7 protein-coding genes are annotated in these 11638 nt (G+C 73.6%); 4 read left to right on the top strand and 3 right to left on the bottom strand.

Annotated features, from left to right (window positions below; genetic code table 11):
* The first annotated feature begins 63 nt into the window (after nt 1-63).
* From metG to CG740_RS36310, 4 genes are all read left to right on the top strand, one after another.
* A complete protein-coding gene (metG, locus tag CG740_RS36295; RefSeq protein WP_100579582.1) occupies nt 64-1644 on the top strand; it encodes a methionine--tRNA ligase in 1581 nt (526 codons plus the stop codon).
* A gap of 218 nt (nt 1645-1862) precedes the next feature.
* Nucleotides 1863-2540 carry a helix-turn-helix transcriptional regulator gene (locus CG740_RS36300; RefSeq protein WP_199846687.1) on the top strand — a complete coding sequence of 226 codons (678 nt, stop codon included), beginning with the start codon at nt 1863-1865 and terminating at the stop codon, nt 2538-2540.
* 111 nt (nt 2541-2651) lie between these two features.
* Nucleotides 2652-3404, top strand: coding sequence for a DUF4255 domain-containing protein (locus tag CG740_RS36305; protein WP_100579584.1), 753 nt, complete (start codon nt 2652-2654; stop codon nt 3402-3404).
* Entirely contained in the window at nt 3401-5383 is a 1983-nt protein-coding gene (locus tag CG740_RS36310; protein ID WP_100579585.1) for an ATP-binding protein, read from the top strand. Before CG740_RS36305 ends, CG740_RS36310 begins: the two co-directional genes overlap by 4 nt.
* 661 nt (nt 5384-6044) lie before the next feature.
* Here the strand turns inward: CG740_RS36310 and CG740_RS36315 are convergent.
* From CG740_RS36315 to CG740_RS36325, 3 genes are all read right to left on the bottom strand, one after another.
* Nucleotides 6045-7466, bottom strand: a complete 1422-nt coding sequence (locus CG740_RS36315) for an RICIN domain-containing protein (protein ID WP_159030522.1) — start codon at nt 7464-7466, stop codon at nt 6045-6047.
* Between the two features lie 231 nt (nt 7467-7697).
* Nucleotides 7698-9278, bottom strand: coding sequence for a peptidoglycan-binding domain-containing protein (locus CG740_RS36320; RefSeq protein WP_100579587.1), 1581 nt, complete (start codon nt 9276-9278; stop codon nt 7698-7700).
* Between the two features lie 51 nt (nt 9279-9329).
* On the bottom strand, nt 9330-11638 hold a 2309-nt coding region (locus CG740_RS36325), incomplete at its 5' end, for an ATP-binding protein (RefSeq protein WP_159030523.1).

The raw sequence follows: 11638 nt of genomic DNA on the forward strand, positions 1-11638 counted from the left end.
CGGCCGTCCGGCATCCGGACATCCCGGGCGGGCCCGCGGGGGCCGGCCGATAGGATTCAGCGCATGCCTGCGCCGACGTACTACGTTTCCACGCCCATCTATTACGTCAACGATGCCCCGCACCTGGGCCACGCCTACACCACCGTCGCCGGTGACGTGCTCACCCGCTGGCACCGCCAGCGCGGCGAGAAGGTCTGGTACCTGACGGGCACGGACGAGCACGGGCAGAAGATCATGCGTACGGCCGAGGCGAACGGCGTCACCCCGCAGGAGTGGTGCGACAAACTCGTCGGCGAGGCGTGGCAGCCGCTCTGGGAGCACCTGAACATCGCCAACGACGACTTCATCCGCACCACCCAGAAGCGGCACACCGACCGGGTGCAGGAGTTCGTCCAGGACCTGTACGACAAGGGCGAGATCTACCAGGGCGGCTACGAGGGCCCGTACTGCGTGGGCTGCGAGGAGTACAAGCTCCCGGGCGACCTGATCGAGGGTGAGGACGGCACCCAGCTGTGTGCCATCCACAAGAAGCCGGTGGAGCTGCTCAAGGAGGAGAACTACTTCTTCAAGCTGAGCGCCTACGGCCCGAAGCTCCTGGAGTTCTACGAGGCGAACCCCGGCTTCATCCAGCCCGAGTCGGCCCGCAACGAGGTGCTCAACTTCGTGAAGCAGGGCCTCCAGGACCTGTCGATCTCCCGGTCGACGTTCGACTGGGGCGTGCCGGTGCCGTGGGACACCCAGCACGTCATCTATGTGTGGGTGGACGCGCTGCTCAACTACGCGACGGCGGTCGGGTATGGCGCCGACCAGGCCCGTTTCGAGGAGATCTTCCCGGCCGACGTGCACCTCGTCGGCAAGGACATCCTGCGCTTCCACGCGATCATCTGGCCCGCGATGCTGATGGCCAACGGACTTCCGGTGCCGGGCCGGGTCGCGGCCAACGGCTGGCTGATGGTCGGCGGCGAGAAGATGTCGAAGTCCAATCTGACCGGCATCAAGCCGCAGGACCTGACCTCGCACTTCGGCGTGGACGCCTACCGCTGGTACTTCCTGCGGGCCATCGCCTTCGGCCAGGACGGCTCGTTCTCCTGGGAGGACTTCACCGCCCGCTACACCTCCGAACTCGCCAACGACTACGGCAACTTGGCGTCCCGGGTCGCCGCGATGGTCGGCAAGTACTTCGGTGGCGAGCTGCCCGCCCCGGCCGCCGACGGGGACGCGGAGAAGGCCGTCCAGGACGGTCTCGCGAAGGCGGTCGCCGAGGCGGACCGGCGCATCGGTGACGAACTCGACTTCCAGGGCGGCATCCTGGCCGTCTTCGATTTCGTGAAGCAGGTCAACGGCTACCTCACCGAGCAGGAGCCGTGGAAGGTGGCCAAGGACGAATCGGCCGCGGGCCGCGCCCGGCTCGCGACGATCCTGTACACCGCGGCCGAGGCGCTGCGCGGGGTCGCGGTGCTGCTCAACCCGGTGATGCCGGAGACCTCGCAGAAGCTGTGGGAGTCGCTCGGGGCGGAGGACCGGCTCGGCCCGCTCGCCGGCCAGCGGGTCCAGGACGCGGGCGCGTGGGGCGCGTTGGCCCCGGGCGCGAAGGTCACCAAGGGCGCGGTGCTCTTCCCCCGCCTGGAGGAGAAGCCCGCGTAGGGCGGTGCCTTGATCGGTGCGGGGCCCGGGATCGATACGCATCCGGGGCGGTGCGGGGCCCGGGATCGGTACGCGTCCCGGGCCCCGCACCGCTTTTCCTGCCGACTTCGACTGTTCTTGGCAGTATCCGTGGCCCATTCAACGGTTGTTGATTCGCTGTTGATCGGGGCCGACCAGTCTGTATCGGTCGGGTAGCACGGGGAAGGAAAGGACAGGGAATGCCATTGCTCGCGAATCGTGTCACGGTGACCGTTCACGCCTCCGATCCGCTGAGCCGGGCCGGGGTCATCAGTCATCTCCAGCACCAGCCGACGGTGGAGGTCCTGCGGGAGAACCGGGAGCCCCGCGAGACGGACGGCCGTCCCGCCGACCCCGCGGTCGCCGTGATGCTGGTCGACCAGGTCGACGACGCGGCGTCGGCCGAGCTGCGCCGGGTGGTGCGCGGCGGTGAGCAGCGCGTGGTGCTCATAGCCCGCGAACTGCGCGAACCCGACCTTCTGACGGTGGTCGAGTACGGGGTGCGGGCCATCCTGTGGCGCCACCAGGCCACCGAGCAGCGCCTGTTGAAGGCCGTGCACAGCGCGGCGCGCGGCGAGGGTGAGCTGCCGCCGGACCTGATCAGCCGGCTGCTCGTCCAGGTCGGACGCCTCCGCCGCTCGGAGACCACCTCCGCCTCCGCCGGATCGTCCTCGGCCGCGCCGCTGTTCGGCATGGCGCCGCGCGAGGTGGATGTGCTGCGCCTGGTCGCCGAGGGCCTCGACACCCGGCAGATCTCGGAGAAGCTCGCCTACTCGGAGCGGACCGTCAAGAACATCCTGCACGCCCTGATGACCCGCCTCCAACTGACCAACCGCGCACACGCCGTGGCCTACGCGCTGCGCGAGGGCTACATCTAGCCGCCACGGCCCGCGGTCCCGGCCGGACCCGGCCGCCGCGGGCCCGCACCGCTCACTCACCGTCGCACCCCCGCGGTGCGGCCGTGTCCGGGAACTCGGGAAACTGGCTCAATGATCCACGAAATCGACGAGGCGCTGCGGCGCATCCTGCGCGGCGGTGCGCTGCCCGAGGGAACGGGGGAGGTCGTCTTCGAGGCCCCCACCCGGGACTGGGCGGCGCGTCGCAACACCCCCACCCTCAACGCCTATCTGTACGACATCCGCGAGGACGTGGCCCGCCGCGAACGCGGCTCGTACGCGGAGCGGGACGCCAACGGCGTGGTGCTGCGCAGGCGCCAGCCGCCGCGCTGGTACCGCCTGTCCTATCTGCTCACCGCGTGGACCAGCCGCCCCGAGGACGAACACCGCCTGCTTTCCGGCGCGTTGGCGTGCCTGCTGCCGCACGAGATGATGCCGCAGGAGTACGTGCCGCGCGCGCTCGACGCGTACAACGTGTCCATACCGCTGACCGTCGCGGTACCGCCGGCCGAGTCACGCTCGCTCGCCGACATCTGGTCGGCGCTCGGCGGCGAGCTGAAGCCGTCGCTCGACGTGGTGATCACGACGCCGTTCCCGGTCACGCCCGTGTACCCGGTCGCGCCGCCGGTCACCGAGGGCGTCATCACGGTACGCGGCCGCGACGGCGTGCCCGCCGACGCGAAGCCGCGCCTGATGCGGGGCTCGCGGAGCGGTGGCCCGGGTACGGGTACGGGTGCAGGTGCAGGTACGGATGACGCACCATCCGGCGCCGGTGAGCGGGACGGCGGTAGGCCGGGCGACGGTGCGCGCGGCGAGGGTGCGCGCGGCGACGGTGGTGCCCGGTGAACGAGGCCGCCCACGCCCTGCTGCTCCGGCTCGACCATCTGCGTACGTCGGTCGCGGCGCTGGTCGAGGCCCGCTCCGCCGACGATCCGACGGCCCAGGACCCGCTGCGGGGCCTGTACGTCTCGGCGGAGACGGCCACCCGTCTCGCCAACGCCCCCGCGCCCGAACTCCCGTCCCCGGACACCTCGTTCACGCCCGCCCGGGGCGACCGGCTGGCCGGGCTGGCGCGCGACTTCGGGCTCGTCGAGCTGGACGTGCTGCTCCTGGTGGCGGCAGTCGCGCCCGATGTGGACCGGCGCTTCGAGCCGCTGTACGGCTACCTCAACGACGACGTGGGCCGCCGCCGGGCCTCGGTGGCGCTCGCCCTGGAACTCGCCGGGACCGGGCCCCACGACCCGGCCGCACGCGCCCGTGTGCACACGGCGGCACCGCTGATCGCCGGCGGCCTCGTGACCCTGGAGGACGAGGACCGACCGCTGCCCGGACGCGCGCTGCGGGTGCCGGAGCGGGTGGTGGCCCATCTGCTGGGCGACGACACGCTGGACGGTCAACTGGCGCACGCCCGCGTCGAGTTGCTGACCGCCGGCGGGTCGGCGCCGACCGACGGCCTCGCGGCGCGCATCGCGCTCGCCGCCGACCCGGTCGCCGTCCATCTGCGCGAGCGGCGGGCCGGGAGCGGCGCGGACGCGGTCACCTCGGCGCTGCGCGGCGCGGGGCGGGCCGTGCTGCGCCACCGGCCCGAGCACGCCGACCCGGTGGCGGCCCGCGCCCTGCTGCGCGAGGCGCGGCTGCGCGGGGCGGGGACGGCCGTGGTCGTCGAGCTGCCGGACGAGCAGCCCGGCCCGCTGGTACGGGAGTTGACGGCGCCGGACGTCACCGTGGTGTTCGCCGGGACCGACCCGTACGACCCCACGTGGGCCCCCGGTTCGGCGCTGCTCGCCCTGGAGGACACGACGGTCGAGACCGATCCGCTGACCGCCTGGACCGAGGAACTCCCCTCGTACGAGGGCGACTTGGCGGAGGCGGTCGGCCCCTACCGGCTCGGCGCGGGGCAGGTGCGGCGGGCCGCGCGGGGCGCGATGGCGCTCGCCGGGTTCGAGGGGACGCCGGTGGGTCTGCCGCATGTCCAGCGCAGCGCCCGCCTCCTGTCGGCACCGCTGCTCGACCGGCACGCCCGCCGGGTGCGGCCGGCCGTCGGCTTCGCGGACCTCGTGCTGCCGGAGGAGCCCCTCGCCATGCTGCACGAGCTGGCCGGGCGGGCCCGGCACCGGGACCGGGTGCTCGGGGAGTGGCGGCTGCGGACCGGCGGCGGGCGCGGGCGGGGCGTGGTCGCGCTGTTCGCGGGCGACTCCGGCACGGGCAAGACGCTCGCGGCGGAGGTCGTGGCGGGTGAGCTGGGCCTGGACATGTATGTGGTGGACCTGTCGTCCGTGGTCGACAAGTACGTCGGGGAGACCGAGAAGAACCTGGAGAAGATCTTCGTCGAGGCGGACCGGACGGACTCGGTGCTGCTCTTCGACGAGGCGGACGCGGTGTTCGGCAAGCGGTCGGAGGTGAAGAGCTCGCACGACCGGTACGCGAACCTGGAGAGCGCGTATCTGCTCCAGCGTCTGGAGGCGTTCGACGGGATCGCCGTGCTGACGACGAACCTGCGGGCCAACATCGACGAGGCGTTCACGCGGCGGCTCGACCTGGTGGTCGACTTCCCGTTCCCGGACGTGGCGCTGCGCGCCATGCTGTGGCGGAGCTGTCTGGCCGGGGTGCCGCAGGAGCCGGCGCTCGATGCGGAACTCGACGCGTGTGCGAAGGAGTTCGAGCTGGCGGGCGGGGCGATTCGCTCCGCGGCGGTGACGGCGGGGTATCTCGCGGCGGGGCGGGGTTCCGCGGTGTCCGTCGCGGACGTCCGGGCCGGGGCGCGCCGCGAGTACGTAAAGTCCGGCCGCCTCGTCCCGGGCACGGGGACGCCCTGGGCCCCCTAGGTCGCCCGGGGCTCGCCCCTGAATGCGGGGCACTTGCGCGTGCGGGGCCGCTCGCGCGGGTGCCCCACCCCTGAACCGGCTTTCGTCCGCCCACCGTGCTGGGCTTGTCGCGCAGTTCCCCGCGCCCCTGGAAACCCGCTGCCGTCCGCCCACGGGGCGGGGTTGCTCGCGCCGTTCCCCGCGCCCCTAGAAACCCGGCTTCATCCGCAGACCGTGCGGAGTTGCTCGCGCAGTTCCCCGCGCCCCCAAAAACCGCTGCCGTCTGCCCACCGTGCTGGGCTTGTCGCGCAGTTCCCCGCGCCCTTTTTCGACCTTGCACCGTGGGTGGTTGCTCGCAGGCTTCCCCCCACCCCGCCCCTTCCCGAGACCCTCCGGGGGAGAACTCGTCGCCTGCGGGCCGTGCGGGGCCGTTCGCGTAGTTCCCCGCGCCCCCAAAACCCGTTCTCGTCTGCGGACCGTGGGTGCTTCTCGCGCCGTTCCCCGCGCCCCTGTAGGTGGGCCCGGATGACTCGGTGCTGGCTCGCATCGGGCATCTTCAGCCTGTCCGGCGTTTGAGGACGAGCGCCCTTAAGGCGCGAACGGGGTCTGGGGCGGAGCCCCAGGGGGACCCGGAACCTACCAACCCGGGGCAACGGGCGGGCGGGTGGGCAAACCCCCCGGGCTACGGGACGACTCGCCAGCGCTGCTGGTCCGCGGGGAGCGCTCCGCAGGGACGTACCTCGATCACCTGGAGGTGCTGCGTGTCGTTCGGCGTCAGGTCGGACATGCACCAGCCCCCGTCCTTGCTGACCAGGCGGACGAACCCGTCCGCCCCGTCGATCGGCTGGATCGACCACTTCTGGTTGCTGGTCATCTGCCCGTTCGTGAGCGAGGGCTCCCCACCCGAGGCCCCCCACATCTGCACCTGGTTCCCCTCCCGCGTGTTGTCCGCGACAGCCCACTTCTCCGAGGAGGAGCTGAAGGCGAACTCGTCCTTCGGCAGCGGCCGGATGTACCAGTACTGGTCCCACGTGGGGTTGTCCCGGATCTCGTGCGCCGCGTAGACGTAGCGTCCCTCCGGCTTCTGGTCCGTCGCCGTCGTCAGGTACATCCCGAGCCCGGACTGGAGCCGGACCAGCTTGTTGGGGTCGTACTGCGGCTTCTTCGGACCGCCACCCCCGCCACCGCCACCCCCGCTGCCGCCGCCCTGCGGCTTCGGCTTGGGCGCCGGTGCGGCCGGGGCCGACGGCGGCGGCGGGGCCGGCTGGTTCGACGGGGAGGGCGGCGCGGACGGCAGCGGGCTCTGCGAGCCCTGCGGGAGCGGTATCTGCTTGGCGGGCGCCTGCTCCGCGGCCTGGCTCTTGACGCCGGTGTCGTGCCGCAGCCAGATCATCACGAACACCACGAGCAGTGCCAGCAGGATCGAACCGACCGCGAGGACCCACCGTGGGAACACGGACGGCTGGAGGTAGGTGCCGCGCAGCTCCTGCGGGGCCGGATCGCCGGACCTCAACACCCCCACCGTGAAAGGGTGTTGACGCGTTCCGCCGAACCAGCTCACGTTCACCGCGGTCAGCTCCACCTCGGCGAAACCGGCCCGGCCGGGATCGACCTGCACCGCGGTGGGGTTCGCCTCGACGTTGGCGGCGTCACCGTTGTCGCGGGTGGAGAACGACGCCGTCAGCGGCTGGTTGCCGAGATTGTCGACGGCGAGCCGGCCGCGCGCCCGACGCCGGCCCCGCACCGAGCGCGGCACCAGCTCGGCACGCATCTCGGCGAACGGACCGACGGTCAGCCGCCCCTCGACGACATCGGCCTCATGAGGGTGCTCACGCGGATCGACCCGGATACCGAACACACTCGGCCCGGCGATCGCGTCCGAGGTGCGCGGCGGCGCGAACGTGATGTCGGCGGTGCCCTCCGCCCCGGGATAGAGCCGCAGCACGGCCGGCTCGACACGCGCCCACCCGGCCGCGTCACCGACCACCGTAAGCCGGTACTCCTCGACGGTGTCCCCCGTATTGCGCACCCGCAGCCTGACGGCGGCGCTGTCACCGGGGGCGACGGTGGTGGCGGGGGGCTCCAGGGCAGTCCACATACTCACGGCACGAGTCAAGTGGGACGGGCATCGAAGTACAGGGCCGGAAGGGGCAGTTCCGGGGGCAGGAGTCGCTGCCCGACCGGCCATCGCCGCTGGTCCGGTGGCCGGGGCCCGGGGGCTGCCACGGGGAGCCGGCCCCGGACGGTCGCGGGGGAACGACCGCCCGGGAGTTCTAGGAGGCGAGCAGCTTCGCAGGCCCCGATCAGCAGGGCCTAACGTCCGCTAACGCCGACGCTAACGACCCGGGTTCCCGCGGTCCTTCACATCCCCGCCGACCAGCCAGTTGATGGTCTTGGTGTCGGCGACACCGGTCTGCGGAAGCCCGACGTAGGACTGGTAGTCCTTGATCGCACTGGCGAGGCCCGCGTCCGACTTCATCAGGTAGCCGCCCTGCTGCCCGGCCTTGAAGTAGTCGATGCCCTTGTGCGCGTAGTCGCGGTCGCGATTGAGGTCGGCGTCCGAGATTCCGGCCTGGTTGGCCCACCACAGGGCCGCCGCCAGCTGGGTGACCTGGTAGGTCTTCGCGCCCGGCTTCACCTGTTCGGCGCGGATGCCCTGCGCCCACATCGAGGTGAGGGTGGCCCGCCCCAGCGTGCCGAGCTTCTTGTCGGTCGCCGTCAGCTGCATGCTGCTCTTCTTGTCCCGCATGACGTGCTGCTGGTAGCAGGTCAGCGAGTCCTTGGTGAGCTGGTCGATGATCCCGGCGGTCCAGCCGGGCTTCAGCGTGCACTCGTTGCCGAGCGTGGCGAGGCGGTACTGGGCGAACGTGACGATGTCGTCCGGCTTGTACCCCATGTCCCACACGGGGCCGACCGGCGCGTTCGGGGCGGCGGCCGCCTTCTTCGGGGGCGGCGGCACGACGGGCGGACCGCCGCCGAGTTCGGAGGCGGCCTCCCCGCCACCACCGCCACCGCCACCGCCGCCGGAAGCGCCGCCCGAGCCGTCCCCGGCCGGGGCGGACGCGCCGCTCTGGGCCGGGGGCGCGGGCGGCGGGGCCGAGGGCAGCGGGGACTCGGCGCCCTGCGGCACCGCACGCGCACCGGCGGCCGCCTGCATCTCGCCGGTCGCGGTGTTCACCTTCGGCTGGAAGGCCAGCCACAGCGCGATGCCCGCGATCGACGCGGCGACGAGACCGCTGCCCGCCATGAGCAGCCAGCGCGGCAGCACCGGACGCTGCTCGAAACCGCCGGTCACCTGGAGCGGGGTCTCGTCGCCGGAGCGGCGCACCGACAGGGTGATGCGGTGGTGCTCGGGCGAGCCGGTCCAACGGACGTGCTGGGGGCGGATGTCGAGCTTGGCGAACGCGGCCCGGCCCGGCGCCGCCTGGACCGAGTTCGGGGTCAGCTCGTAGGTGAGCCGGTTGGTCTCGTCGCGTACGGTCAGCGACGCCGTGAGCGCGGTGTTGCCGAGGTTGTCCACGGCGACCGAGGCCCGCCCGCGGAAGCGGCCCACCAGGCTCGGCGGCACCAGTTCGGCGCGCACCTCGGTGAAGGGCGCGACCGTGACCTGGCCTTCGAGGACGTCCCGCACCTCGGAGTGCTCGCGCGGCTCGACCCGGATGCCGTACGGGGCCGGGCCCGCGGGGGCGTCGGGGGAGCGCGGCGGCGCGAAGGAGACCTCCGCGGTGTCCTCGCTGCCGGGGTACAGACGCAGGGTGTCGGGCTCGATGCGGGCCCAGCCCGCGGGGGCGCCGACGACCGAGAGCCGGTACTCCTCGACCGTGTCCCCGGTGTTGCGCACGCGCAGCCGTGCGGTGGCCCGCCCACCGGGATCGACGGCGACGGCGGCCGGTTCCAGAGACGTCCACATGGTCATGGGGGGAAGGCTAGGGGGCACGCCGAACCGGCCCCTGCCCAAAAGGCTCTGTCAGAGGGCAGCCCTGGCTGCACTCGCGGCCCCGCGGCCGGGCGGGGCGCCCGGCTGTCGCGGCACCGTGGGCGCGGTCCACAGCAGCGAGGTCAGCTCGTCCGCCTCCGCGGCGCCGCGCGCGCTCAGGAGGCGGTGCGCGGTGCGCAGCGAGGCCAGCGCCGAGAGCGCCGGTGTCTCGCCGAGCGCGAGCAGCGCCCGGCCGCGGGCCGCGAGCGCGAGCCCGCGGCAGAACGGGTCCCCCAGGTCGCCCTCGATGGCCAGGGCCTGCGTCGCACAGGCCGCGGCCTCCCCGGGCCGCTCCCTGGCCAGGGCGCAGTGCGCGAGCCGGGCCCAGGCCAGCGCTTCCCAGCGCAGGTCCCCCACCCACTGGTGGTGCTGACGCGACTCGCGCAGATGCGCGGCCGCCCGTACCGGCCGGCCGCCCGCGAGCAACGCGCAGCCGATCTGGTACAGCACATGACCGAGCGTACCCCGATCCCCCAACTCCCGTGCCGAGCGCAGCACTTCGTCGGCTGCCGCCTCGGCGCGCTCGCGGTGACCGAGCACCATGTGGGCGCGTACGACATGGGCGAGCACGCGCACCGAGTCGCCCCGGCTGCCCACTTCGACGAACCGGGCGCAGGCCTGCTCGAACAGGTGCAGCGCCTCGTCGGTGCGGCCCATCGCGGCCAGGATCATGGCGAGTTCGTACGCCGCCTCGGACTCGGTCAGCGGGTCGCAGCCGAGCGCCGCGAACCGCAGGGCCTGGCGCAGGGTGCGTTCGATGCCCCGGTAGCTGTCGGCGCCCGGCTGCGGCACGGCGGCGATCAGCCGCAGCGCCCGGCCCGCCGAGCGGGCGTCGCCGTGGCAGTGCGCGAGGGCCAGTGCGCGCCGCGCGGGGCCCTGGAGTTCGCGGCGCCTGGCGGTGCCGAGGACGAGGTGCGCCCATCCGGTCAGCAGGTCCACCGCGGGCCGCAGCGCGGCTTCGCCCAGGTCCGGCCAGGGTCCCTTGCCCAGGGCCTGCTCGGCGGTGGCCCGGATCAGCTGGTGGGAGTCCTGGAGCCAGGCCCGGGCGGCCTCCGCGTCGGCGGGCCGGTAGCCGGGCGCCTGTGCCGGGCACAGCAGGTCGGGTACGCCGCTGAGCGGGCGCAGACAGCGCACGACGTGGGTGACGGTGGCCAGCACGTGATGCAGCAGCCTGCGCTGCGCGGCGGGCCGCTCGGCGGCGTCCGGGGAGGCGGCGAGCACCCGCCGGGCGAAGATCCGTACGAGATCGTGGAAGCGGTAGCTGTCGACGCCGGGCGCCTCCAGGAGACCGGCGTCGACGAGGGCCTCCAGGGCGTCCTCGGCCGCGTCCTCGTCGAGGTCGAGCAGGGCGGCCGCGGTGGCCCGGCCGAAGAGCGGCACGGCGGCGGCGGAGGTGAGGCGGAAGGCGCGGGCGGCGTCCGCGTCGAGGCCTTCGTAGCTGAGCCGGAAGGCGGCGTCCACGCCGAGCCCGTCGGCCTCCAGTTCGTCCAGGCGGTGGCGCTCGTCGCCGAGCCGGGCCGCGAGGTCGGCCACCGCCCAGTCGGGACGGGCGGTCAGGCGGGCCGCGGCGATCCGCACGGCGAGCGGCAAGTGGCCGCAGGCGGCGACGAGTTGGCGGGCGGAGTCGCGGTCGACGGCCACGCGCCCGTCGGCCACGATCGTCTCCAGCATCGCGAGCGCGTCCTGTTCGCTCATCGCCTCCACGTCCAGGAGCCGGGCGCCGGGCAGGCCGACGATCCGGGTGCGGCTGGTGACCAGGACCGCGCTGCCGGGGGTGCCGGGCAGCAGGGGGCGCACCTGGGCGGTGTCGCGGGCGTTGTCGAGCAGGATCAGGACCCGGCGGCCCGCGAGGAGCGAGCGGAACAGGGCACCGCGCTGGCCCGCGTCGTCGGGTACGCCCCCCTCGGCGACACCCAGGGAGCGCAGGAGGTGGGCCAGCACGTCCGCGCTGTGGGCGGGCTCGGCGTCCGCGCCGCGCAGATCCACGTACAGCTGCCCGTCGGGGAAGGCCCGGCGCGTGCGGTGTGCCGCCGCGGCGGCCAGCGCGCTCTTGCCGACGCCGCCGAGGCCGGTCAGCACGGCCAGACCCACGGCCCGGGATTCGGACGCGTCCTTGAGGAGCCCGGTCAGCTCGTCGAGCGGTCCGTCCCGGCCGGTGAAATCCCTTACGGGAGGCGGCAGTTGGGTCGGCCGGGCGCCGGCCCGGGGGCCGGCGGGAGCGGCCTCGCGCCCGGACTGCGGCGCGGGCGCGCGGGTGGGGGCGGGGGCGCCGGTCGGCGCGGGCACGCGGGTGGGGGCGG

Origin of the sequence: Streptomyces sp. CB01201 (assembly GCF_002803085.1) — a bacterium.
In the GTDB taxonomy this organism is placed as follows: Bacteria; Actinomycetota; Actinomycetes; order Streptomycetales; family Streptomycetaceae; genus Streptomyces; species Streptomyces hundungensis.